Below are 24,557 nucleotides of genomic sequence, written 5' to 3' on the forward strand. Positions count from 1 at the left end.
GTGATCCAAATGAAGCGTTGTCCGCAATGCGGTCAGACCTATACTGAATCCGACATCAATTTTTGTCTTAATGACGGGGAATTGCTCTCCCGCCTTTCTGAGCCGCCTGCCGCCGGTGGTTACATCGAAAGCGAACCGCCGCCGACCGTGATGATGGATCGGTCGCGTGTCACCGATCAGACCAATTGGCCGACGGCGTCGCCGCCGGTGCTGTATCAGAGCCCGACTCCTACGTATGTCAACCCGGCGACCGGATTCCCGCAGTATTCGATGTCGCAGGATCAAACGCTTCCGACGATCGCTTTGGCTCTTGGTCTAGGGGCGGTCGTAATGATCTGTTGTCATGGAGGCATATGGCTCGGCGTGCCGGCGGCGATCGTCGGATTTCTCGGAATGCGCAATGCTGATAATGACAGCGCGCGATATGGCGGACGCGGACTTGCCATCGCCGGTATGATCCTTGGAATTGTTACGTTCCTCATCTCAATGGTCATCCTCATCGTGTCAATTGGCGTGAATACCGCAAATTCTTTATAATCTTTTCGATGCGAGTTACTCTGCACGTCGTTGCGGGACCCCAGACCGGGCGGGATTTCACATTCGATCAGCACGACACCTTCATGATAGGCCGAAGCGAGGATGCACAGTTCTGCTTGCCGCATGACCGTTTCTTCTCCCGGCATCACTGCTTACTTGAGATCGCTCCGCCGCAGTGTTTCCTTCGCGACCTTGGCTCCACCAACGGAACGTTCGTGAACGGGCTCAGGGTCGAGACAGCTTATTTGAAACATGGTGACCGCATTCAGGGCGGTGAGACAGTTCTTGAGGTCGAGGTCGCGGCCGACCCGCAGGTTCCGGTCTATCAGGGACAGCGATCGAGCGAAAATACCGAACCATCATTGATCACGATCGCTTGCCTCAATTGCGGGACTCCCGCAAAGGCCGAGGCTTCGCGTCCCGATGCAAAGCTCTCGTACGTTTGCGACGAATGCCGCGAAAAGCTTAAGAAGAACCCGCAGCCGATACCGAACTATCAGATGATGCGGGTGTTGGGCCAGGGCGGAATGGGCAGCGTGATGCTTGCCCGATCGGTCAAAGACGGCCGCGCCGTAGCGATCAAGACACTCTTGCCCGAGGTCGCGGTCAGCGAACAGTCGTTGAAGCGATTTCTCCGCGAGATCGAGGTCGCGTCGTCACTCATTCATCCCAATATCGTTAGTTACATCGAACACGGAACTCACAACGGCATCGTTTACCTTGTCACCGAGTACGTCAGCGGCCTTGACGCCTCGAAGCTTGCGAAGAAACGCGGCGGCAAGCTCAATTTCAAGGAAGTGGTGAAGATAATCGAGCAGACGCTTGCGGCTCTTGATTTCGCCCATCAGAAAGGATTTGTTCACCGCGACATCAAGGAGCAGAATATCCTCGTCGACGGTACGTTCCCGAATTACGTGGCTAAGTTGACCGATTTCGGCCTATCGAAAAGCTACAAGCAGACCGGTATGAGTGGCGTTACCATGGTAGGGGACGTTGCGGGAACAATCGCATATATGCCGCCCGAGCAGGTTCGCGACTTCAAAGAGGTTCGTCCTCCTTCAGACATTTACGGTATCGGGATGACCGCCTACAGCCTCCTAACGGGCGCGCATGCATTGGATATCAGTCCGAAGGCAGGGATATCCGAAACCGTGAAGGCGATATTCGAGAAACCGATAATCCCGATCGCGAATCGTGTCCCGGATGTGCCGCTCAGGGTCTCGGCAGTGATCGAGACCGCACTTGCAAAACAAACCGAACTACGGTGGAGGACCGCAGGCGAAATGCGTGAAGCACTGCTTCGTGCGGCCTCAGAATTCTCGTGAGATCCAATTGAGGGATATCGTCCGACCAAAGAGAAAGCGGCAGTCGATAACACGCTGCCGCTCTTTTTTTGTGAACTGAAAATTCGATTTCTGCTACGGTTGAATGTAAGCTGCCGAGGCAGGTTCGTCATCCGGAAGGCCGAACAGTTCGATGCGGTATGATCCATTCGAACTATTGATGATGTACCAGACACCGCCGCGATACACTGCAATGTCAGCCTTTCCGTCACCGTCGAAATCACCGGCAGCCGGCACATCGGCGCCGAGCCCCCCACTGAATGATCGAAACGCCGCCGGCAGATCTCAGGCTGTACCAGACACCGCCGCGAAAAACGGTCGGGTCGGCCTTGCCGTCGCCATCGAAGTCGCCTGTCATGGCAGTGTCTGTCGCGATGCCAAATTGCAGCGAGTAATAGCCCTGGTTCGAGCCAAGCACGTGCCAGATGCCGCCGCGATAAACGGCCGCATCGGCAACACCATCACCATCGAAATCGGACGCTACGGCACGGTCGCCGTTCAGGCCAAACTGGTAGATCGAAGAACCACCCGAACTCCGTAGAATGTACCAAGTACCGTTCGATGGACGAAATACCGCGATATCGGCGGTCCCGTCGCCATCAAAGTCTTCCGGCTGCGGGATATCGCCTGCAAGTCCCCAAAGGACTGATGTATAGCCGGCCTGCGATCTCAACAAGTGCCAGATACCATCGCGATAAACAGCAACGTCTGTCTTTCCGTCGCCGTCAAAATCCGCCGGAACGATCTGATCGGTCGGAAGGCCAAATGGGATCGCTGAGTATCCGGCGGTCGAGTTGTTCGTGTGCCAGACTCCGCCGTTAGACCGGAAGACCGAGACATCGGCCTTTCCGTCGCCGTCAAAATCGAATTTCGTCGGCTCAGGAGCGGCCTGTGCTATCGAACCCTTTGCAAGCTCACCGGCGAACGATAACGCAAGCTTTGTAAACTTGACCGCATGGTTAGCGTTGTTATTGCTGCGGGCGATCGTGTCGCTGGTTGTATGGATCAGGGTGTTGTATTGCCGAGGTGCACCCGTGTTCGAGAATTTCGCTTCGAAGGGCATCGATGCCGGATAGTTTTGGTCGTGCCACGACTTATGGTCCGAGCATCCGTATCCGCAGGCATCATCCTTCACAACGAGGGTCGGAAGATATTCAGCAGCAAGGTCCCGAATGAACTGGTTCTGAGCCGCATTGGTGTTGTCCGTGATCATGACAATGTCGGCCCAGTTGCCGGAATAGTTGGTCATGTCGAGCTGCATTACGCCGATTACGTTTTTGTTCTGAGCTCGGTAGTTCTGGGCAATATTGTTCGAGCCGATAAGGCCGACCTCTTCGGCCGCATATGCCATGAATTGGATCGTCCGCTTCGGCCGAAATCCTTTCGCAACAATGACCCGTATAGCTTCCGTCAAACTTGCTATGCCTGAAGCATCGTCATCGGCCCCGGGCGCAGCACCGGTCGAATTGCTTCCATTGATCGAATCCTGATGGCCGCCGAGCACAACGATCTCGTCCGGAAACTCGGTCCCCTGTATCGTCATCACGATCGATGGCTGCTGAGTCAAGAATACGTCAGGGTTGGTCGGTGAAAAATGCCCGTACGGAGTGACAGAGATATCGCTCCGTCCGACAACAAGATTTCGCCATTTAGTGAGGATCATGTTTGCGCCGTCGAGGCCGCCCTGTAGGTTGTGACGACGATTCGGCAGAGCCGACAGGTCGATGATCGTCTGGCGGACATTTGGTTCTGCCGCTTCTGCGATCATCGGAACGACCGCAGCTTCATTATCGATCGTGTAATCGACCAATTGAAGGTCCGAAGTTGCCCGCAGTGAAGCTTCGATCGATCTGCGTGCAGCCTCAAGACTCTCGTGACGCATGAATCCGGCACATTTGTGAAATGCAGCATGCATAGAACCGCTCAGTGCCTGCGATCCAAGTTCGTCGAGCTTGATGATCGAGATGCCTTCGCGCGACTCGACCGGTTCGAGCCTGACCGCCAGATCCGAAGACGCAGCGTCCTTCCTCAGGTGATCGAGCTCTGCGGAGTCGATCGTGATCCAATAATCCGGAGCGCCCGCCGTAGCCTGCCTACCCTGATCAAAATAAATGGCCGCAGCTCCTACGATAAGGCACGCAAATGCCCCGACGAGCAAAAATCGAATTGAAACTTTCACTAGATCCTCCGGAAAATAACGAATAATGTGCGGAAATCAAATAACTGACTAGGATACAGAATGTCGATAAACAAGGCAATCGGCTACTGTTCATCAATTTGTGCAGTCACCGCAAGGGTGATCCCCATTAGCACCCACAGGTGTCGTGCATTCTCAAATGAACCGACCGTCCCTTGAATAATAAACGCCGAAACGAACGCGATTCCTAGCGAAATGCGAAATACGGATACCGTGTCTGATCGGCGCTCGAACCAGAATGATCGATACGTTAACCAAGCCGTGAACGTGAGCAGAGCAGCAACCGCAAATACCCCCGATTGACCGGCAACATTCAGGAATACGTTATGTGCGTCGTTCAATCGCTGCAATTGTCCCGAAGGAGCAAGGAAAATGACGTTAGCGACGCCGAGCCCGAGTCCGTTTCCGAACACCGGATTCGATAAAAATGTCTCCGCCGCGCCTTGCCAGGTCAGTAGTCGCTGGGTCGGGTCGATCCGAGTTCCAAAAAAGTCAAAACGATAGGGCGAAGTAGGGATGTTTCGCGTTGTGAACAACGCTACGGCCGTCGCGGCCGCAGCCACGGCGACACCGGCGAATCGCAGCGATCGTGAATATGTTCTGGGCTTATCGGCGACCAAGAAATATGAGGCCCATAATGCGACGGCAAATAGCAATCCGCCAAGTCCCGGTGTCACGGTGAATATCGCCGCGATGATGTGCAAAATAAGAGAAGTGACAACGGCCTTTCCGCCGATCCAACCGGATCGCCAAGCTGCGAGCAAGATCAGCACGCCGACCGTCAGGTAGTTACAGAGCATCGCCGGGTAAATGAATGTTCCCTGTACCCGAGGATAGTTTCCCGGCGGCAGCGATCCATAATGATGCAGAAATTGCGCCAAGAGAGCGTTGTCGCGGTCGACGTAGAATGTTATCGCGCCGAGCACGGCTGCTGCAGCAGCCACCGAACTTCCTGCTATCCAGACAAGCGATGATCGCTTCAGGTCGTCGAGCGATCGAACGAAATTGAATGAGATCACAGCCAGCAAGATCAGATACGCTTCGCCCGCAAGCTTCGCAAAACTAAAACGAGGTTCGGTTGAGAGTGCCGCTGAAAACGCAAGAGCGAGAAAGTAGACACCAAAAACCGGAAAGATGCGGTCGTACCGAAACGAACGCAGACGCGTCGCGATAGAAATTACAAAAATGACGATCGCAGCAAGAAAAAGCACGTCGGTGACCTGAACAACGAGGCCCGAAACCCGAAGATTAGGTCGCATGAAGCCGAGCGAGAATACCAATCCGAGAAAGGCGAGCCTGAAAGCACGGTCGATCAAGCTCACAGGCCGATCTGACCTTTCGTTTGGTTGGCTATCATCGGTCATCCGGTGATCTTGTTGCTAATGTTCAGACGGTCTGGGTCACCTTCGCCAGTGAACGTGGAGCATCCGGGTTCAAGCCCTTTTCTTCGGCAAGGTATGCGGCGAAAAGTTGAGCCGGTATTATGAACGGGATCGGCGACAGTATTTCGTCTATCTCGCCCGGCATCATCAACGATCTCGTCGAACGTTTTGCGATCTCGGCATCGTTGGTTATCGAGAACGAATCGGCGTGAAGTTCCTGAAGTCGATCGAGTAGCTCGACGCTGCTCTTTTGGGTCATGCCGGTCGGTCCGAATAGGATCACCGGAAATCGCCGTTCGACGATCGCGAGCGGGCCATGAAAGAAATCTGCTGACGAAAACCGCTCGGCCACTACGTAGCAGGTTTCCATCAGTTTCAGAGCGAGTTCGTAAGAATTCCCATAATTCAGGCCGCGGCCAACAACCACGCAATTTTCCATGAACGCGTATCGCTGAACGGCATCCTTTACCGCGGGCGCGAGCTTTAGCGCCTGCTCTGCAAATTCGGGAATACGATGAAAATCGAGTCTCCGATCTCCGATAGCGGCCGCGAGCATATAAAAGAAGAGCATCTGCCCTGTGTACGTCTTGGTTGCGGCGACCGATCGTTCGCGGCCCGCGTGGATAAGCAGCGTCTCGTCAGCGATCTTCGACATGCTCGATCCGGGTTCGTTCGTGATCCCAACGGTCAGGGCACCGGAAGCTTTGGCGCTCTCAAGTACGAAGTTGATATCCGTGCCCTCGCCCGACTGTGAGACGCCGACGACCAATGCTCTGTCGAGCCTGAGCTTTGCACCGTATAGCGTAAACACCGACGGGGCTGATAATGAAACGGGCAGGCCGGTGGTGATCTCGAGCAGGTAGCGTCCGAAAAGTGAAGCGTTGTCCGAACTGCCTCTTGCAACCAGCACGATCAGATCGATGTCGCTCTGACGAATGCGGTCCCCTAAAGCCGTCACCTTTGCGTTCTCAGCGGCGATCGTTCGTTCGAGTGCGGCCGGCTGCTCGGCGATCTCTTGCAACATCATTGACATAATCGATTTTTGATAAGCCCCGCGTTTGTAAACTTAAGCATCGGCGGCGTTCGCCCTATTACGGCTTTCTGCCTCGTCGAGGTTTTCGGCATAAACCGCATTTATCGAACCGCCCAGTAGCACGGCAACTGCCGTCAGGTATAACCAAAGCATCAAGATTATCACGGCACCAAGGGAACCGTAAGTGCGGTTATAGGCATTAAAATATTCGAGATAAAGACGAAATCCGCCGGTAAATATGATCCAAAGTGCGATCGCCACGATCGATCCTGGCGTGATCCAGAGCCAGCGAAAGCTCTTGAAATCCGGAACCAAATTATAGATCACCTCGCATGCCAGCAGCATCACAAGAAAGATCGAGATCCACTGTATCGAGACAAGGACCAGCGGGGAAGTGACTTCGAGGCCGACCGTCGCAAGCGTTGCCTGTACCAGTTGCCAGCCGTAAAAGACTATCAAGAGAACGGCGGCGATTAGGATTATCGAAATAAGCGTGATCGTAAGCGAAAGCAGCTTTGTTTTCCACCATGAACGAGTTTCGGTGAGTCCGTAGACCGAGTTCAACGCACTTCTGAGACTGTCGATGCCCGCTGATGCAGACCATAGCGTAATTGCCAATCCAAGCGTCAATTTTCCCGGACTGCTGCTTGCGACGATCTCGTCTACAGTTCGTCGGACGAGTTCGAAAGCACTCGACGGCATTATTCTGTAAAGATAATCATAGAGTTCGCCTTTAAGCGCTTCGGTAGACACGAGAATCAGTCCAAAAAGACTAACAAGAAAAAAGAGAAGAGGGAACAATGCGAAGGAAAAATAGAAAGCCACCTGAGCCGCTCGGTCCATCAGGTCCGATTCGACCAGCTTCAAGTAAAGCTTTGATAAATGAACCTTCATGTGATCTCACGAAAATCACTGCAAAGCATTGTGAATACGGTCATTATTGCCTATGTCCAATATCACATTAAATGTAGTTTCTCGGTACTCGTGAACCGATGCCACATGTGATCTCATACGAGATCGAGTCCGCCATCACTGCGAGATCCTCTGCCTTGATCGTGAGGCCATCGGCCGTACCGATCAGGACAACCTCATCGCCTATCTGCACGTCGGAAATATCCGTTACATCGAGCACACACCAGTCCATCGAAACACGTCCGATAACGTTCGCAAATCTCCCGCGGACTATCGCCTTTGCCTTGCCGGACAATGCACGGCGATAGCCGTCATGGTAACCGATCGGGATCGTCGCGATCGAGGTTTCGCGTGACGCGACAAATGTCCGGCCATATCCGACGCTGCCACCAGTTGGGATCGATTTAAGCTGCGAGACGTTTGTTTTCAACGACATGACCGCTTTTAGTTCAGGTTTCGGCGCAGCTTTAGGGAGAACGTCATCACCTAGGCCATAGAGAACTCCGCCAAGCCGGACCATGTTACATCTCGAACTCGGATGAACGATCGCACCCGGCGAATTGGCAGCATCGACGAAGGTCGGCTCGTGGCCCTTGGATCGCAGGATCGAAAGTGAACGATCGAGCGACGCGATCTGAGCCTCGGTAAATGCGTTCTCATCAAGCAGATCGGCCGCGGCAAGATGAGTCATTAAACCATCGATCCTTATATTTTCGAGGTTCGCGATCCGATCGAGAAAGTCCGAGAGTTCATCGGCCATGACTCCGACGCGTCCCATCCCAGTATCAACCTTCAAATGAACATCAGCGACAATTCCGGCAGATCCGGCAGCTGAGTTCAACGCTTTGGCAGCTTCGAGGCTGAAAAGCGTCGGTGTTACTGAAAGGGCAATGAACTCTTCCGCCTGCCCTGGCCAGACCCCTCCCAAGCAAAGGATCGGTGCTCGAACTCCGGCATTTCGAAGCTCGACCGCTTCTTCAAGGGTCGCAACGGCAAACCAGTCGGCTCCTTCTGCCTCAAGGCGTCTGGCGCATTCGACCGAGCCGTGGCCGTATGCATTCGCTTTGACGACGGCCATGAATTTGACGGCTTCGCCAATGAATTGCTTGACGGACCTAAAGTTAAACCCTAGGTTCTCTAGGTCGATCGTTGCATGCGTCGGACGATGAGCCTTTTGCTCGAACATACAAAAGCGAAGAAAAATATCAGTATGTGTGCTCTAAACATCACAGCACAGGGAATTTAGGGAAAAACCTTATGTGATCTATCAAATGTCGGATCACGACCCTTAAAGTAAATCCTAGAGCGGTATGTTTCCATGCTTTCTGGGAGGATTTGTGTCGCGTTTGTTCCTCAGCATCGAAAGTGCCCTGATCAGTTTCGGCCTTGTCTCGGCCGGCACGATGACCTCATCGATAAAGCCGTGTTCCGCGGCGACATAGGGGTTTGCGAATTTTTCGGAAAACTCCGCGATCTTTGCGGCGCGGACGTTCTCGGGGTCAGAAGCATCGCTGATCTCCTTACGATAGAGCAGCCCGACCGCTCCCTCGGCTCCCATCACAGCGATCTCGGCCGTAGGATAGGCAAAGTTTATATCGGTCCGAATATGCTTCGACGCCATTACACAATATGCACCGCCGTACGCTTTTCTGGTGATGACCGTGATCTTTGGCACTGTCGCCTCCGCAAATGCGTACAAGAGCTTCGCACCGTGCCGGATAATACCGAAGTGCTCCTGATTGATCCCAGGAAGGAAGCCGGGCACGTCCTCGAACGTGATCAGCGGGATGTTAAAGCAATCGCAGAATCTGACAAATCGGGCGGCTTTTACCGATGCATCGATATCCAAAACACCTGCCAAAAATGCCGGTTGATTGGCGACTATTCCGACCGAATTGCCACCCAGCCGGGCAAATCCGATCACTATGTTCGGCGCAAAATGCTCCTGCACCTCAAAGAAATAGCCTTCGTCGACGGTCTTGCTGACGATCTCGCGAATATCGTATGGCTGGTTCGATGATTCTGGTACGACGGTATTGAGGCTCTCGTCGGTCCGCGACGATGGGTCTAAGGTCGGGACGAACGGTGGAGTCTCCATATTGTTTGACGGTATGAAAGAGAGCAATTCACGCGTTATCTGCAACGCATGTTCATCCGATGCAGCTGCAAAATGCGCAACGCCCGATCTTGTATTATGTGTCAGGGCACCGCCGAGATCGTCCTTCGATACTTCTTCATGAGTCACCGTTTTGATCACGTCCGGCCCTGTGATGAACATATAGGACGTATCTTTGACCATCACATTGAAATCGGTTATCGCGGGCGAATAGACGGCTCCGCCGGCACACGGGCCCATGATGCAGCTGATCTGCGGCACGACGCCGCTCGCAAGCGTATTGCGTAGAAATATGTCCGCGTAGCCGCCCAACGATAGGACGCCTTCCTGGATTCGCGCTCCGCCCGAGTCGTTCAGCCCGACCACCGGAGCACCCGTCTTCATAGCAAGGTCCATTACCTTGCAGATCTTCTTGGCATGAGTTTCAGATAGCGAGCCGCCGAAAACGGTGAAATCCTGTGCAAAAACAAAGACCTCGCGGCCATCAACGAGCCCATGTCCGGTGATCACACCGTCGCCCGGAAATCGTTGATCATCGAGGCCGAAATCCCTTGTTCGATGTTCGACGAACTTATCAAATTCTTCGAAACTGCCTTCATCGAGGAAGAAATCCAGGCGTTCGCGTGCTGTCATCTTGCCCTGAGACCTTTGTTTTTCAAGGCGTTTGCTACCGCCGCCGAGTTCGGCGGTCTTACTTCGTTCCTCGAGCTGAGCGAGTTTTGAGATAGGTCGCGTCTCTGGTTTCATATCCATTAAGTTTATCGTCTTCGAGTTTTGTTGCAAGCCGCTCAGCGATCTGTGCCGCTTGCAGATATGATAACGTAAACCTCACTTTTCGATCGGAGTTGGAATGAAGGATTATCAGAAGATCAGCAGTCGGGAAAACCAGCACGTTAAGTTTGCCAGGCGAGTCCGGGAGGGAAAGGAGCGCGATGAGATGTTCATCGAAGGAACGCGCCTTGTCGAAGAGGCTGTTGCCGCCGGCGTGAGGATCAAAAGCATCTTTGTTTCGGAAAAGGCGCTGGAAAACGAGCGTATCGTTAGTTTGTTGAGTGCAATTGACGATTCGTTCGCGGTCTTCGTTTTGGCGACAAAGATCTTCGACTCGATCGCCGAGACCCCAAGTCCGCAAGGCATCATTGCTGTTTCTGAACGGCCCGAGACTGGTCGAGAGTCGATCGAATCGGCTCTTAAGAGCGAAAACGGGGTTCTTAAGATCGTGGTCGGGCTGTATTCGATAGGGAATCCGTCGAACCTTGGAGCCATCATTCGGACCGCAGAGGCGGCAGGGGTTGCGGGGGTCGTGACGACCAAAGGTTCCGCCGATCCGTTCACGCCGGCCGCACTTAGAGGTTCGATGGGATCGGCGTTCAGAGTACCGATATGGCCGGGCGTACCGATCGACGAACTGGTCCGATGGTCGCGATCATCCGAACTGCATATCGCAGCGACCGATATCCGCGGTTCATCGAGCTATTTGAAAATAGATTGGAGAATTCCACGACTGCTGCTATTTGGTTCCGAGGCCCATGGCATTCCGGGCGGGCTCAGTGAGACGGCTGACGAACGCATCGGAATACCAATGCAAAACGGTGTCGAAAGCATGAATCTCGCCGTCTCGGCGGGGATCATGCTTTTCGAGGCGCGTCGCCAAGCTATCGTCGGTGCGGATCGGACGTGATCATCTGAGCGTGTTCGAACTTCCCGCAGCGTTGGCGTTCGTATCCGACCGGGCCGGAGCCGCGAGGCCTTCGACCTCTTTTTTGAATATTTCCTGAGCCTGAGCGCTCTCAATTATCGAGTTCGCCATTGCTATGTCGGCAGAAAGCGTCTTTGCATTCGCCGGATCGGCGTCAGCTAATTTTTCTTTCGCTTGAGCGAACTGTCGGCGGGCCTCAAAGTACTTGCCCGATAATAAGAGTGCTCGTCCCAACAAATAATGGTCCTCAGCATCCTGCGGCGATGCGGCACGCGTATTGGCGTAGGCAACCGGGTCGCGATCGACAAGCCTACGGTTCTCTTCAAATGCCGTCAGCGGTATGTTGCCGGTTTTCATTTCGCTGATCTGAGGCGGTTCGGTCTGCGGTATGGGGTTTGTGCTTTGCCATAAATACGAAGCAGCAAGGCCGATTATTCCGCCGATGACCAACCACAAGATCGGCATAAGCAATGTGTTTGCAATATTACCGGATGTTCGTTCAGGTAACACATCAGCTCCGGCACGCGATCCGAACATCATCAGATCTCTATCCGGGGCCGGCGCGGGCTGTGACGCCGTAACGACCACACTCGACGAGCTGTATTCCGATTGGACCGCGTCCTCAGGTTCGACCACGTCTTCGATCAAGAATTGCTCAGTATCGTCCGATGCTGCCTGGCTGACTTCCAATTGCGGCGGCGTAACGGTCTGTGCAGGCGGTATTTCAACTATCTCATCCGGTGTCTCGTCCGCTGGACTGTCGAAGGGCGATCGAGCGGCAGCGATGGTCTCTTCTTCAGCTGTCGGATCGATCTCCGCGAGTTCCGGGGTCGCGATCGTCGGGGCGGCCGTCACGGCCGGCGTTACCTTGACGATGATCGCTGTCAGATTGTCTTCGGCACCGCGCTCAAAGCAAACTTCTTTCATATGAGCACATAGGGTCATTGGGCTCATGCCGGTCGTGAGGAGTTCGCCGATCTCTTCATCATCGATGTGACGCGTTATGCCGTCAGTGCAGAGAAGGAATATAGTACCCGGATCGACCATTATCGTACGGATATCGACCTCTACCGTGCTTTCAGCCCCAACCGCCCGGCTGATAACGTTGCGGCTCGGGTGGTTAGCAGCCTGCTCTCTCGTCATCCTGCCTGCCCTAACCTCTTCTTCAACAACGGAATGATCCTCGGTCTCGCGATGCAGAAATCCTTCAGGGTCGACGCGATAGACACGCGAATCGCCGACGTGGGCGATCGTCGCAATGTTGCCGGAAATATGGATGGCCGCAAGCGTCGTGGCCATCGAGGATAACTGCGGCAGGTCGTTCGCCGTTTGGTAAACGGCTTCATTTGCCCGCTCGATCGCCACCTTCATGATCTCTTCCGGATCGACCGTGTCACCGTAGTGAATAAAGGCTTCGCCAAGCATTTCGACGGCCATTTGCGATGCGACATCGCCTGCCTGGGCTCCACCCACTCCGTCAGCGACCGCGAACAGGCCGACCTGTTCGAGAGCGATATAAGAATCCTCGTTTTGCGGCCTTTTATCGCTCAGGCCCCGATCGCTAACAGCGGCAGATATGAATTGAAAGTTGTTTTCCATCTGAGGATTCTCGACGAACACGGATGTGACCAATGTTCGGAAGTGGTCTTTCTTCAAACCTTTAGTATGAAATAACTAAGGTAAATTCTCGATCGTGTTGAACTGCCGATCGAGAGCGTTCCGATGTGAAAACGCCATCAGCATGCCGAGCATCACAAAGCTCGTTATCAGCGAAAATCCGCCGTGGCTTACGAATGGCAACGTAATACCGGTCATCGGAAGAGCGCGCGTGATCCCCCCGATGTTGACCAACGCCTGGAAACCAATGAACGCAGAAAGCCCGATGCAACACAGCTTCGAGAACATATCTCTTGAATCTAGGGCGGTTCTGACTCCGGCGCTGACCAGGACAATTAGCGCAAAGGTTATCAACAAACCGCCAAAAAGTCCAAGTTCTTCGGCCATTGCGGCGAAAATGTAATCAGAATCGGCGACCGGTATCAGCTCCGGGTATCCGAGGCCCAGGCCGCGGCCGGTGACTCCACCTGACGCAAGCCCAAATGTTGCCTGCGCCGGTTGAAACGCGAGTACGTCAAACCAAGCGTCGACGTTGATCGTCCGCTGCAGATTCGGGTCGTCCTCCAGCATTTGCGGTAGGTTGGGGTCCTTTTCCACGAGCCTTTTGTAGTAATTCTGATAGTCGTTCTTCCACCACGAGGTCTCGGGCGAAGGCGGATTGAAGCCATCAAGCCAGAGGTGAAATCGCTGCTGGATGCGGTCTGGCAATACCTGTTTGACCGGTGTCGCGACCGTCGGAAGCAGGGGTATCTTCTCCTGCGTGCTCAAAGGCAAGGCGCCAACGACGAGTATGGCAACGACGACCAAAACACTGCCCACGAGCACGAATCGTTGCGAAAAGCGGCGGACGGCGATGAGATAAAGCGTTGCGTACACACCGCTGAACACCATCATTTGGCCAAAATCCTTCAGAACGAAAAACGGAACGAATGGCAGTATTGCCATGAAGACCAACGGGACAACGTCTTTTGCTCGCGGCAAGCCCCAATATGTTTTCGCTAGATTCTTATAGAGGACCGCCAGGATCGCTGCAAACCCGATCAAAAACGGTATCTTTGCCGGTTCCCATGGGGTCATGTTCCCGATAGACTTGCCAGCGCGAGAGGTTACAGCCGCAACGATCAAAGGCCCGAGTGTCAGCAATACGATCAAAAAGCCGTTCTTCTGCAGCCATTCAAGAATTCGTTCGTTCCGAAGTATCAGAAGCGACGCGATCAGTGCGAGTATTCCGAGGATCGGATTAATGGTCTTGCCCGACAGCATCACCCCCCAAAGCGTCTCTTCCGACGGTCGCGGGGTTTCGGCGCTGAGATCAACAGGCGACGGCGGGGTTGCCGGCAGGCCCATCATCTGTTTCTTTTCCGCCGTATAGTTTTCCTGAATGTAATGTAGCTGCGTCGTCTTGATCTTTGCCTGACGTGCCTCGGCCTTGTCTCGGCGTGAAATGTATTCAGGATCGCTGAATAATCGGTACTGAACGGTCAATCCGATCGAGAACAACAATACCGCCGACGTGTACAGCGTCCAATTTCCATGAAATTTGAGCACGTTCTTGAGAAAGATCGGAAGGAACGCGAGCAAACCCAAAAGAGCGACATTCCGGATACCCGTGATCGACGACGCTTCGTAGCCCCGTATCAGGCCGCCATAATATATCGCATAATGCGACATCGCCGTCATTACAACGATCAAAACAAGGATAAAGAAATGTGACGATGTTCGGTTCTTCAAGACTCTTTGATCACCTGACCCTTCGTTGCTTGGTCGGCGTTGCCGATCTTGTCGGAGCGGCCTTTGGCCTGTGCTGGTCGCCAAGAAGCCCAAGTTCCCGTGCTTTAAGTATCACATTCGCCGCTATTGGAGCCGCCGTTTTCGAACCATAGCCGCCGCCCTCTACCGCCACCGCGATCGCTAGCTGCGGTTTTTCCAAAGGTGCGATGCTGATGAACCAACTGTCAGATCGGGTATAGGTGACAGGTGCGTCGTATTCCTCCAATTCGCCGGCTGCGTTTCGGCGCTTCTTTTTTACCGTCCTCAGCTTGCCGGTCTTTTCGTCGTAAAGCGCGGTCTCTTTTTCTGCGGTACCGGTCTTGCCACCGGTGCGGATCCCAGTGCCCGCCAATTTGCCTGCGATGACCGTTCCGGTGCCTCCGGGTTCCTCGGTGACCGTTGCCATTATCGATCGGATCGCTGCCGCCTGCTGCGGTGAGAGTACCTGCGAGTACATCTGTGGCGGCTGATCGGCCTCGATCCTGAGCTTCATCAGCTTGCCCTCCATATTGCCGGCAACTGCCGCGATCATTGCCATTTGCAGCGGCGTCATCTGGCCGGCATAACCCTGGCCCATTCCCTCAAGGCCGATGTCGAAAAGGGAAATGTCCTTGCCGGTCACAATGGTCGATTGCTGAGGCGCAAGGGCGTTGGCGACCGCGGTCGAACTCGCGTTGAAGATCAATGGGAAGAATTTCGGTACCAGCGCCTCGCCCGGAGTATCGACAGCCGCGATCCCGAGCATATTTGCGGTCTCTCGTATTCGTTCGCGGCCGAGCGAGATCGCAAGTTGTGCGAAATATTGGTTGCTCGAGACCTTAAAGGCCTGCGTTATGTCCTTTTCCTGACAGCCGCCGCTGCAAGCTCCGCTGACGGTCCCGTCGGGTGACCTGTTCTGGGATGAATCAACTATCGGAAGCGAGCCGCGAGTTGGACGAAAGCCCTCAGCATAGCTCGGAAATACTGAGTTTTGCTTGCCCGCCCGAAACGCCGAGATCACCGTGAACAGCTTGAACGTCGAACCAGGGACATAAAACTCGCGTGACGAACGATTGAGCAGCGGTTTGTCGCGTCGGTTGCCCTCGAGTCTCAGATAGCTTTCAAGGTTTTGAGCCTCGGCGAGATTGAACGACGGGTTCGAATACATCGCAAGGATGTCCCCGTTCTGCGGATTCAGAACGACGATCGCGCCGCTTTTTCCTTCAAGCTGAGTTGCGATATAAGCCTGAAGGTCTCGGTCGATCGTGATCCGGACGTCCTTTGCCTCGTCTTCTTTCCGTTTGATCTTCGTGAGGACTTCCCAGGCTTCCGGCATCGGTTCGCTGTTTCGCTGAAAGAGTGTCCGTTCGAGTCCCGGGGTTCCGCGCTCGGTACCCAAGAGGTGAGCCATCTCTTTTTCAAGAGCGTACGATCTTGTAATATCGCCGTCGGCATTCAGTTTGTAGTACGCAAGGGCACCGCCCAGTTTCCCGTTGCGGTCAAGCATCCAACCGCGAAGGTTGGCGGCGGTGGTTCGCCGATTCCTCAGATCCTTATAGGCCAGCGATTGAAATTGTTCGTTAGCGTCGTCGGCAAAGAACGTCCAATATACCTGGAACCCGAATACCGAAAAAGCAAGCAATACGAAAACGAACTGCCAGATCCGGATGCTGCGGTTGGCAATCGTCTGCGTAAGTTTTTTCGAGACCTCACGAGGCAGGTGCTGTTCGAATGGGAATTTAGGACGCCGGATATTGTCAAAAAAAGTAATGACCAGAAAACCGAGAAGCACACCGATACCGACGATATAGACGATCGAAAGTCCGGCCGGGAGCCGCTCCAAGACCTGTCCGCCGAACAAATATTCCGGTTTTAGCTTTTCCCAATCGATCTGTATCAAAAATGCTAACAATTTCGTATTGAATGTGCGCGGTTCGAACGACCTACGGTTTTGACCCTGTCTGGTCCGGCCGCTCGACTTCGATCTGCGGATCCGTCATCGCCCAATCCGGCTCGGCAGAGCTGATCGTAACGGCCGGCGGTACCGGCAACGCGGCGACGGTCTCGGTCCGGGTTTTGAACTCAAATTCGCCGACCGTCGTCGAATGCGGGACCTCGGTCTCGATCTCCGGTTCCAGTTCCGGGGTTTGTCGCGTTGCTCCGAACGAGACTGCAATGGTCCCGAACTTGACCGTTTCTCCCGTGCTTATGATGACCGATGTTCCATACGAGATACGCCGCCCATTTACGAAAGTTCCGTTCGTAGATCCGGTGTCGGCAACCTGGAGAGCTCCGTCGTCGTTCAGCATGATCGCAGCATGAAATTTTGAAACGCTGACGTCGTCGATAGCAATATCGTTTTCTTTCGTTCGGCCGACGGTTAGCCGCGATCCAGCTGCAATCGCATGTGTCCGGACGATCGGTTTGCCGTTTATCTCAAAGGCTGCGGATATTTCAAATTGGGGTGGTTCGTCCGGCGATGCTGCCTGGATCGTTTCCCGAGCAGACGCTTCGCCGGGGATCGAAACATCTATCTCAGCCTCATTCTCATCATCGACAAATTTTTCGAAACCGACAAAAAGCTTTACGCCCGCTGTGAAATAGTCGGGCTTGACCTCGATCGAGAGCGGTGCGTAAGTGTAATAGTGTTTATCGTTTATATGATCGACGACGGCCGTCAGGAATTCCGTTTCGAGGGTTCTGAGCGATGCTTCGGAATCGGTCGAGAACTTATCCCATTGGATCTTCAGCTTGATGTTGTGCGGAACGTATTTTCGCCCGTCGTCGGCGATCTTTACCTCTGCATCGAGAAGCGCCTTGAGCCTTTCGATCAATTCGCTCGTCGCAAGGCTGCTCGACGGTTTCCATCCGCGCCCAGTAAGACGGTCGAAGGTGTCGCCGATCTTTGTCAGTATTCCCTGAACGAACCAATCGGGCGAGATGGTCTTTTTTGCTGTTGGCGAGTTATCTGGCATTCCGGACAAAATACGACGTCAGGCCGTTATTTGTTGCCATTCTATCGGAAAGAAACATCAAACCAAAGCGAATTGATGTCCTCTCGGGATTTCCAGCAAAAGCACTGCTTGAAATGATGTGATTTCCGAACTTTGGCCCTATAATATCGTATTGGTTTAGGTTGGTCTTTGCTCTTCCGGGATCGAGATGAAAGAGTTGTCGCTCTCAAACTGCCGCTTGGATAAACGGTACGACGTTCTTCAAGAACTCGGGCGGGGAAGTTACGCCGAGATCTTTCTGGCGCGAGATACCCTTGCGTCCCCGCAGTCACCTCATTCGCTGGTCGTCATCAAGGCCCTTAATGTGTTTTTGCAGAACGATGTCGATCCCGATCTCGAACGGACGCTGGTCGAAAACTTTCAGAACGAAGCGATCGCCCTCGATCGCGTAAGACATCCGAATATCATCAGCCGGCTGGGTCATGGGACGGCACGCGACCTCGAGGGCAAGGTGTTTCATTACCTCGTCCTGGAATATCTCGCAGGCGGTGACCTCCAAAAGGCATGCCGGGAATCGAGCCTCGACCGAAAGACCGCGATCGGCTACATCGAACAGATATGCGCCGGCCTTAGACATGCACATCGTCACGGCATCATTCATCGCGACATCAAACCGCAAAATCTTCTCCTTACCAAAGATCGGAGCACGGTAAAGATCGCCGATTTCGGTGTCGCCCGAGTTCACATCTCTGATGCCCCGATAACGCGGGTCGGGACGAATATATACGCCCCGCCCGAACATTCGCCGCTTTATGCCGGTCATGACATTTCGGTTCCGTCTACCGATCTGACGCCGGCCGCTGACGTCTATTCGCTTGCCAAGACAGTGTATACGATCCTGACCGGCGAGACACCGAGGTTTTACGCAAATTCGCCGATCACCGAGCTTCCTCAAAGCTCGCGGGCCGAGGATTGGGCCGAAGACCTGAAGCGTGTATTGAACCGGGCGACGCTGAATGACCATCGCCTGCGGCATCAATCGGTTGACGAATTCTGGAGCGATCTCGCCGGCGTTCGACGGTCGATCTTTGAGGGCGAGACGGTCACCCACGTTCGGCCGAAGTTCGACGCCGTGCCGCAGCCGCATGTCGCCCGAGGCTACACGCCGATCGCACCGCGAAGGCCGCAGTTCGATACATCGCGTGAACTCAAAATAGACCGGCCGCTTCCGGGGACCGGGCCGCAAAAGGTCACAGCCGGTTCGGGTTCGATAGCGCATGCCGTCCGAGATCCTCTGCCCGCACCGATGCCGCGCGTCGAAGACTATTGGCCGAACAGTCGGCCAACGGGCCAGCCGCCGATGACCGTCGACCTCGATGAGGCGAAACTCGATGGGAAAAACAAGCCGAAACGACGCCGACGGAGAATGCGCGGTTTGGCGATCGCCGGATTGCTGCTTTTTTTGTTTGCCGGCGGGCTGTATGCGACCTCGACATACCTTCGAAGTCTGGGCATATTGCCTGAGATCACGAGCCCCTTTGCCTCGGCAAAGATGGGTACCGCGAACACCGACATAAATCTGCGCCCGACGCCGAGTGCGAATAACGCCCCGATCGGGCTAGTCACGCGGAATTCGAGGGTCAGAATTGTAAAAGTTCAGAATAACTGGTATCAAGTTGATGTCGTCCAACAGGGAAGAGAACGTTCGGAAATTCTCGCGACGAACCGCGGCTGGCTGAATGGCAAATACGTTGATCTTGATCAATAGGACCACAAAATGGAGAGTGTTAATTGAGCGTACTGGATAAAGTAAGGCGTTGGATCGACGGCGAATCGGCGGAACTCGTTTTGGAAAATGCCGCCCGCGACGCGCAGGTCAAACCGCGAAGCCAATCGGAAGAATTCATCGTTAAGATCGCTCGGGCGATCGAGGGTGTGATGCAGGCCGAAATGCTCCCGCTGCCGCAGGGAACAACGATCATTCCTACCGAATATACGATCTTTCTCAGCAACGAAGACGACAAAGAATGGCAGGGCGTAAAAAGACGCGGTTTGGAACAGGGCCTTTATCATATCCTCGCCGAACGGGCACGCGAGATCGCCGGTAAGAAAAAGCTCGAGACTAAGTCGTTCGTGATCGACCTTCGTGTCGACGGCACTCTATCAAAGGGCGATATTCGCGTTCAGCATAGCTGGGAAGATTCGGCCAGCAACAAGACAGGTGTACTTGCACGGCCGAAGCCGCCGGTTTCGGCGCCGCTGCCGGGAGCGAGGCAGCCGATCATACCTCCGGTGAACCGCAATGCTCCGAGTGGATATACGCCGCCTTCACATCAGTCACCGCCAAATTTCACGACGCAGGCATCGGGTTCGTCGTTGCCGCCGACATCGCCGCAGATCAACGTCCATCAGGCCGTTCCCCTTCCATCGGATGAATTAGAGGTCTTGACGAACGTCAGAAAGCGAGCGGTCGAGCTTTATCGACTCGAGATCTGGCATGGCGGCGTCAGACAAAATGTCGTGCCGATCTTCAATAAAGAGGTAACGATCGGTCGCGGCTCGAAATCGAAGCCGGTAGACATCGCTCTTTCAGGCGACCCCGAGATAAGCCGTCGTCACCTTGCAATTATCACCGACGGCGGAGGGAATTTCTGGGTCGTCAACCAGGGAAGAAATCCTGCGGCGATCGGCGCCTACGAGCTGCCAGAAGGCCAGCGAGTCCCGCTTGCTCCGGGGGCGAACGTCGCCGTCGGCTCATATGTGCTCCGTATCCAGCCCCGATCTGCTTAAATTCAATGAGATATGATCTCCCTTTCGATCTCCGGTAGTAAACTGCGGCGGAGGCGATAGGCGAGCGATTGTGCCTCACGCAATGCTTCGCTTGCTTCGTTAAGATTCTGTTGTATCTGACTTACCAGCGAAGATACCGAGGCACGTTCCGCGAGCAATGCTGCCCGCCTGTTTTCGCGAATTTCCACGGTTCTCGTACTGCCTTCAAAATTGGTGCTCCGGTCAATGCTCTCGGGCCGAAGGTCGAGTTCGATCTGCGCCAAGCGTGCCCGGTTTTGGCCCAGTTTTTCTGTCAGATCCACTTGGAACTTCTGAAGTGTGGCCACTCGTTCTTCGGTACGTACAAGCAATTCGAGACCGAACACCAGCCGCTGCTGCTTTTCGCTTAACGACACACCGCCAACCTTTTCAAACTTTGCGACGAAATCCTTAAGGCTTTTGTTGAGGTCGGCAACATTTCTAGACACGGTAGTCATTTCAACGGCGATCCGCTGGATCGGGTCCAAAGCTTGAACGTCGACCGTTTGGGCAAAAACACTTCCGCCGAAAATTGTGAGGAATGTTAAGAGCACGATTATCCGGATGGGCATTGTGAACTCCTGCGAAGATATTTGGGTAACTGCTAGTGCACGCTCCGATCGGGCGTTTGTTCCATCAATCGTAACGATCGAACGGAGGAGATCGGTTTTCGATCATGGTCAATACGTCGTGCTGAGCACTTTCAACGCCAGCTATGACCGTTTTGGGGTAACTGTATCGAGCCGCATTTGCTTTGAATTCATCAAGGTCCAATATTTCGTACGAGAGGTCAGGCCAAACGACGATATCTATATCGAGATCGATGTAGCTCAGAACGCCATCGTTGAATGTCGGAGGAAGGTTAATGTTGCAATACCAATTGCGGAGGGTATGGTCGGGCTCGTGAAATCGAAAGATGCTGTACCACCGATCTAGCCAGAAATATTCGTGGGAAATAGTTCCTGCTCGGATCATACCGAGGTGGTGGTGAGGTACATCCGTCTCAAATCGTCCTACGAATTCGAGCCCCGCGCGCGACGATGCGATAAGCTCACACTTCCACGATCGGCTGATCGACCGATCAAATTTCAGAGAATTGACTGTGATCTCGCGGCCGGGCATCCGCTATTCCGCCGGCGACCTTACGACCATAACCGAACACGGTGCATGATGGACAACCGATTGAGAGACAGAACCGAGAAGGAGGCGTTCCCACCGGCTGTAGCCGTGTGAACCCACGATTATTAGATCCGTGCCGCTTTCTTCGGCGGTTTCGACGATACGGCTTTCGGGCGAACCGAAGAGAACTTCGCTCGTCACCGAGAGATTTCCGCATATACCCTCAAGACGTTCACAGGTATCCGCTAGTATCTTGGCCGCGTGCTCACGCGCCGTACGCTCCATCTCGGTGGTGTCGGGAAGGTAGCCGCCGTAAATGTCGATCGCCATCGGAACCGCCATGTCGACTACACTGATGATCTTGATCTCATCTCCCGGTTTGAATGAGAAGGACTTGAGGACCTCGATCGCCGCGTCGCTCTGCTTTGAGCCGTCAGTTGCTAATAGCACTTTCATTAGAATTCACCTCTATATCGTCAACGACATCTTATTATGAGCTTCAGCGTATTCTAGACCGAAAGCGGCTGCATGCCAAAGAGGGCGGCCATAGCGTTCACTCCTCGGGTTCGGTGCCAAAATAATAATGCTTGAGTTTCGTCAGCAGCTCGAACAGCACGAGCCGCTCGGTCTCCGTTAGCTCGGTCAGGATCTCCTCTTCGATCTCCAGCCACTGCTCTTCTATCTTGTCACGCATTCGCCTGCCGTCGTCGGTCAAGAAAATACGCGTTGAACGGGCGTCATCCTCGAGCCGATCACGTGTGACCAACCCCGAAGCGATCAGCCCGCCGACCGTTTTGTTGACCGTCGGTGCGGCAAGCCCGAGTTCGTTAGCGATATCTATCTGTCTGCGCCCATCACGTTTCCAAAGTTCGAAGAGAACGACTGTCTGCCCGCCATGGATGCCGATCTCGCCGAGCCTCTTCTCCAGGTGCGATTTGTGCGCCGTCGCTACACGCCAAAGCAGGTAGCTGACCGTCTCATGAAATTTCATAATTAAGCAGTGTCGCCGCTATCGTATACGGCTAATCAATATTGAATAGCCTGCAAATCATCTATGGTTAGCCAGCTAATAATAGAACATTAGCCAGCTAATATACAATGCTTTGCACGGTATTTGAAATTACTGAGCTGGGTTACAATTTAATTATGAATAATGCGGAACTGCTTAAGGAAGGACGCGACCATCTTTTGAAACTGCACAAACTTCTGCTCGATCACGAAAGGGCGATGTTCGAGGTGATCAACGGCCCGACAACTCCCGGGCAGTTTCTTTCGCTGCTTCTCGATGATCGGGACTTTGCCTGGCTTCGACGGTTTTCCACTCTCATAGTGGACATCGACGAGATGTTCGCCCAAAAGGACGGTTATTCGCCCGAGTTGGTCGAGATCCACATCGAAAAGCTGCGAAGTTTGATATTGATGGAAGGCGAAGACGAGGAATTCAAGTCGAAATATCAGGCGGCGCTTCAAAAGGATATCGAAGCCGCTAGCCGGCATGGCGATCTGCGTTCGCTTCTATTCAAATGAACGGGCCCCGACAGCCTGAGCGGCTGCGAGGCCCTGATCGGCGTTGCGAGCTTACCCTAACGTCCGCTTTTCTTCCAATCTGCCAGGAATGCTTCCAGGCCCTTGTCGGTCAAAGGATGGTGGACGAGCTGTTTGATCACCTTGAAAGGGATCGTCGCGACGTCGGCACGGGCAAGGGCGCATTCTACAATATGGACCGGATGTCGGATCGATGCTGCCAGAACCTGCGTATCGAAGTCGTAGTTGTCATAGATCTGGACGATATCCGCGATCAGCTGCATGCCGTTTGTCGCGATATCGTCGAGGCGTCCGATGAATGGCGAGATGTAGGTCGCACCGGCCTTCGCGGCAAGTATCGCCTGTGCAGCCGAAAAACAAAGCGTCACATTGACCTTGATGCCCTCAGACGCGAACGTCCTTGTTGCTTTCAGGCCATCTAGTGTTAACGGACACTTAACGACCACGTTTGGCGCGATGGCCGCAAGCTCGCGTCCTTCGCTGAGCATTCCGGCCGTGTCGAGAGCCGTAACCTCGGCCGAAACGTCGCCTTTGACCAGGCTGCATATCGCCGCGATGTGTTCCTTGAAATCGACGTCGCCCTCTTTCGCGACCAAAGAGGGATTTGTCGTCACACCGTCGATCATCCCGAGTTCGTTGGCCTCGCGGATCTCATCCAAATTTGCTGTATCAATAAAAAATTTCATTTATTAGGTTCCTTAAGTCAGGGTTCTTCCGATTGTAGATCATAGGTGAGAAGGGAACAATTCACCCTCGCACGTTCCGAAAAAGTTTCGCCGGTCATTGGCCGGCAGCGGCAGTGACGCGATTTCGGAGCGTGCCAATGCCTTCGACCGCAACTTCGCACATATCTCCGTCTTTGAGCCTAGAGACGCCCGCGGGCGTGCCGGTGGCGATCACATCACCCGGGACCAGCGTCATTTGCCACGAGATATACCAGACCAGATAGTCGACAGGGAATATCATCTGCGACGTTCGGCCGTTCTGTTTGATCTCGCCGTTCACCATGCAGCTGACTGCCAGGTCCGAAGTATCGAGATCGGTTTCGATGTAAGGCCCGATCGGACAAAACGTGTCGAATGATTTTCCACGTGTGAACTGCACGTCGGCTCTCTGAATATCTCGTGCCGTGACATCGTTTATACACGTATAGCCAAGAATGTACTTTAGGGCATCGCCGCGGTCGCCCAGCTTAGATGTCCGATGGCCGATCACAATGCCGAGTTCCGCTTCATGTTCGACCTGGGTCGAACTTTCAGGTATCACGATCGACTGACCGTCGGCGATGATCGATGACGGCGCCTTTAGAAAGAGGAGCGGGGAAGCAGGCACCGCGTTCCCTAATTCCGCGGCATGATCGGCGTAATTACGGCCGACACATACGATCTTTGAGGGCGCGACCGGAGCCAGAAGTTCGACCTCGTCCAGATAGGCGAGCTCGTTGGTTCTGTTGAGCTCGGCGTCGCACCCCCAAACCTCCTGGCCGTCCAGGATCCCAACTTTGAGCGTGCCGTTCTTGTTTATTCTACAAAGCTTCATTTACAAA

23 protein-coding genes are annotated in these 24,557 nt (G+C 54.0%); 6 read left to right on the forward strand and 17 right to left on the reverse strand.

Annotation, left to right across the window (positions count from 1 at the left end):
* Positions 1-9: 9 nt before the first annotated feature.
* Together IPM28_02780 and IPM28_02785 are read left to right on the forward strand one after the other, a co-directional pair.
* Positions 10-537: a DUF4190 domain-containing protein gene (locus IPM28_02780; protein MBK9171917.1), complete on the forward strand. Its 528-nt coding sequence runs from the start codon at positions 10-12 to the stop codon at positions 535-537.
* Positions 538-545: 8 nt separating this feature from the next.
* Positions 546-1,862, forward strand: coding sequence for a protein kinase (locus tag IPM28_02785; GenBank protein MBK9171918.1), 1,317 nt, complete (start codon positions 546-548; stop codon positions 1,860-1,862).
* 93 nt (positions 1,863-1,955) lie between these two features.
* Here the strand turns inward: IPM28_02785 and IPM28_02790 are convergent, their stop codons facing one another.
* The 7 genes from IPM28_02790 to IPM28_02820 form a co-directional block, all read right to left on the reverse strand.
* Complete coding sequence (locus IPM28_02790) at positions 1,956-2,117, reverse strand: FG-GAP repeat protein (protein MBK9171919.1); 162 nt, start codon at positions 2,115-2,117, stop codon at positions 1,956-1,958.
* Positions 2,101-4,059, reverse strand: a complete 1,959-nt coding sequence (locus IPM28_02795) for a M20/M25/M40 family metallo-hydrolase (GenBank protein ID MBK9171920.1) — start codon at positions 4,057-4,059, stop codon at positions 2,101-2,103. The genes IPM28_02790 and IPM28_02795 overlap by 17 nt, the downstream gene beginning before the upstream one ends.
* Before the next feature lie 83 nt (positions 4,060-4,142).
* Complete coding sequence (locus tag IPM28_02800) at positions 4,143-5,441, reverse strand: O-antigen ligase family protein (protein ID MBK9171921.1); 1,299 nt, start codon at positions 5,439-5,441, stop codon at positions 4,143-4,145.
* A gap of 22 nt (positions 5,442-5,463) precedes the next feature.
* Positions 5,464-6,492: an SIS domain-containing protein gene (locus IPM28_02805; GenBank protein MBK9171922.1), complete on the reverse strand. Its 1,029-nt coding sequence runs from the start codon at positions 6,490-6,492 to the stop codon at positions 5,464-5,466.
* 33 nt (positions 6,493-6,525) lie between these two features.
* Positions 6,526-7,386 carry a YihY/virulence factor BrkB family protein gene (locus IPM28_02810; protein MBK9171923.1) on the reverse strand — a complete coding sequence of 287 codons (861 nt, stop codon included), beginning with the start codon at positions 7,384-7,386 and terminating at the stop codon, positions 6,526-6,528.
* A 67-nt stretch (positions 7,387-7,453) separates the two neighbouring features.
* The gene (gene alr / locus IPM28_02815; protein ID MBK9171924.1) at positions 7,454-8,590 is read right to left on the reverse strand and encodes an alanine racemase; all 1,137 of its coding nucleotides are present in this window, start codon (positions 8,588-8,590) and stop codon (positions 7,454-7,456) included.
* 114 nt (positions 8,591-8,704) lie between these two features.
* Complete coding sequence (locus IPM28_02820; GenBank protein ID MBK9171925.1) at positions 8,705-10,273, reverse strand: acyl-CoA carboxylase subunit beta; 1,569 nt, start codon at positions 10,271-10,273, stop codon at positions 8,705-8,707.
* 97 nt (positions 10,274-10,370) lie between these two features.
* Here IPM28_02820 and IPM28_02825 point away from each other — a divergent pair, with 97 nt between their 5' ends.
* Positions 10,371-11,201, forward strand: coding sequence for an RNA methyltransferase (locus IPM28_02825; protein ID MBK9171926.1), 831 nt, complete (start codon positions 10,371-10,373; stop codon positions 11,199-11,201).
* On the opposite strand, the gene IPM28_02830 is transcribed toward IPM28_02825, so the two are convergent.
* From IPM28_02830 to IPM28_02845, 4 genes are all read right to left on the reverse strand, one after another.
* Positions 11,202-12,818 (reverse strand): protein phosphatase 2C domain-containing protein, encoded by a 1,617-nt coding sequence (locus IPM28_02830; protein MBK9171927.1) that lies wholly within the window; start codon positions 12,816-12,818, stop codon positions 11,202-11,204. It abuts the gene before it with no gap.
* A 75-nt stretch (positions 12,819-12,893) separates the two neighbouring features.
* Positions 12,894-14,567 (reverse strand): FtsW/RodA/SpoVE family cell cycle protein, encoded by a 1,674-nt coding sequence (locus IPM28_02835; GenBank protein MBK9171928.1) that lies wholly within the window; start codon positions 14,565-14,567, stop codon positions 12,894-12,896.
* A 10-nt stretch (positions 14,568-14,577) separates the two neighbouring features.
* Positions 14,578-16,497 (reverse strand): hypothetical protein, encoded by a 1,920-nt coding sequence (locus IPM28_02840; GenBank protein ID MBK9171929.1) that lies wholly within the window; start codon positions 16,495-16,497, stop codon positions 14,578-14,580.
* Positions 16,498-16,528: 31 nt separating this feature from the next.
* Complete coding sequence (locus tag IPM28_02845; GenBank protein ID MBK9171930.1) at positions 16,529-17,560, reverse strand: FHA domain-containing protein; 1,032 nt, start codon at positions 17,558-17,560, stop codon at positions 16,529-16,531.
* Between the two features lie 187 nt (positions 17,561-17,747).
* On the opposite strand from IPM28_02845, the gene IPM28_02850 reads away from it, so the two are divergent.
* Together IPM28_02850 and IPM28_02855 are read left to right on the forward strand one after the other, a co-directional pair.
* A complete protein-coding gene (locus IPM28_02850) occupies positions 17,748-19,307 on the forward strand; it encodes a protein kinase (protein MBK9171931.1) in 1,560 nt (519 codons plus the stop codon).
* A 23-nt stretch (positions 19,308-19,330) separates the two neighbouring features.
* On the forward strand, positions 19,331-20,329 hold the full coding sequence (locus tag IPM28_02855; protein ID MBK9171932.1) for a DUF3662 domain-containing protein: 999 nt from the start codon (positions 19,331-19,333) through the stop codon (positions 20,327-20,329).
* A 2-nt stretch (positions 20,330-20,331) separates the two neighbouring features.
* On the opposite strand, the gene IPM28_02860 is transcribed toward IPM28_02855, so the two are convergent.
* The 4 genes from IPM28_02860 to IPM28_02875 all read right to left on the reverse strand — a co-directional run bounded on the left by IPM28_02860 (position 20,332) and on the right by IPM28_02875 (position 22,457).
* On the reverse strand, positions 20,332-20,919 hold the full coding sequence (locus tag IPM28_02860) for a hypothetical protein (protein ID MBK9171933.1): 588 nt from the start codon (positions 20,917-20,919) through the stop codon (positions 20,332-20,334).
* A 64-nt stretch (positions 20,920-20,983) separates the two neighbouring features.
* A complete protein-coding gene (locus IPM28_02865) occupies positions 20,984-21,469 on the reverse strand; it encodes a DUF402 domain-containing protein (GenBank protein MBK9171934.1) in 486 nt (161 codons plus the stop codon).
* A gap of 3 nt (positions 21,470-21,472) precedes the next feature.
* A complete protein-coding gene (locus IPM28_02870) occupies positions 21,473-21,922 on the reverse strand; it encodes a universal stress protein (GenBank protein ID MBK9171935.1) in 450 nt (149 codons plus the stop codon).
* A gap of 97 nt (positions 21,923-22,019) precedes the next feature.
* A complete protein-coding gene (locus IPM28_02875) occupies positions 22,020-22,457 on the reverse strand; it encodes a winged helix-turn-helix transcriptional regulator (GenBank protein ID MBK9171936.1) in 438 nt (145 codons plus the stop codon).
* A gap of 155 nt (positions 22,458-22,612) precedes the next feature.
* On the opposite strand from IPM28_02875, the gene IPM28_02880 reads away from it, so the two are divergent.
* Entirely contained in the window at positions 22,613-22,993 is a 381-nt protein-coding gene (locus IPM28_02880) for a hypothetical protein (protein ID MBK9171937.1), read from the forward strand.
* Positions 22,994-23,049: 56 nt separating this feature from the next.
* On the opposite strand, the gene fsa is transcribed toward IPM28_02880, so the two are convergent.
* Positions 23,050-23,697 (reverse strand): fructose-6-phosphate aldolase, encoded by a 648-nt coding sequence (gene fsa / locus IPM28_02885; GenBank protein ID MBK9171938.1) that lies wholly within the window; start codon positions 23,695-23,697, stop codon positions 23,050-23,052.
* Between the two features lie 94 nt (positions 23,698-23,791).
* Entirely contained in the window at positions 23,792-24,550 is a 759-nt protein-coding gene (locus tag IPM28_02890) for a fumarylacetoacetate hydrolase family protein (GenBank protein ID MBK9171939.1), read from the reverse strand.
* Between the last annotated feature and the right edge of the window lie 7 nt (positions 24,551-24,557).

This window comes from Chloracidobacterium sp., assembly GCA_016716305.1.
Taxonomy (GTDB): domain Bacteria; phylum Acidobacteriota; class Blastocatellia; order Pyrinomonadales; family Pyrinomonadaceae; genus OLB17.